This is a genomic window from Arthrobacter flavus (assembly GCF_039526005.1).
GTDB lineage: Bacteria > Actinomycetota > Actinomycetes > Actinomycetales > Micrococcaceae > Arthrobacter_D > Arthrobacter_D flavus.
Genome location: NZ_BAAAIJ010000043.1, coordinates 1 through 603, shown reverse-complemented (window position 1 = coordinate 603; position 603 = coordinate 1). Strand labels below are relative to the sequence as shown.

1 protein-coding gene is annotated in these 603 nt (G+C 57.4%); it reads left to right on the top strand.

All coding sequences use genetic code 11. The features are described 5' to 3' along the window. Positions 1 to 55: 55 nt before the first annotated feature. Positions 56 to 415: a GNAT family N-acetyltransferase gene (locus ABD059_RS09945; protein ID WP_343879590.1), complete on the top strand. Its 360-nt coding sequence runs from the start codon at positions 56 to 58 to the stop codon at positions 413 to 415. Positions 416 to 603 lie beyond the last annotated feature (188 nt).

Here is a 603-nt window from a genome sequence, read left to right as displayed (position 1 = left end):
TATGCCTTTGCCATAATTGACATCCTTCCAGTGAGAACAAATCCTCACAGGTCAGGTGACAACCAAACCCTGGGCAGACCCGCTTGTCGCCCGGTATGCGATAGTGATCGACGGCTGGGCGATGGGAACGGTTGGGATGAGCTGGCGTGATGGTGGTGAGCCGGAAGTTTTCTATGCCCTAAAATCTGCAGGCCGCGGCCGGGGGGCGGCGACCGGATCAGTTCGACTCCTCACGAACTGGTTATTCGACCATGGCTTTTCCGCGGTGGCACTGGAGACCGTCGCTGGCAACACCGCCAGTGAAAAGGTTGCCGAACGTGCGGGATTTCGGCCAGCAGACTCCTACCTGGGATCTCAAGGCGGCGAGCCGGTGCAGGTTAACCGTTGGCTTCGGCACAGCGCTCCGCTCGTTTAGTGATCCCTTGAAATGATGATCGTGCTGTCCTCCAGCCCGACGTAATAGGACGTTATCGGCGTTGGGTGATCACGTCAGAGACGCTCAACTAAGCGGCGGGGAGTCCCAAACGATGGTTTGGGATGCTGCATTTATCCCGGTGAATTGGGTTAGACGTTGAGGGCTTGTTCCCAGACGGCCTGGTTATT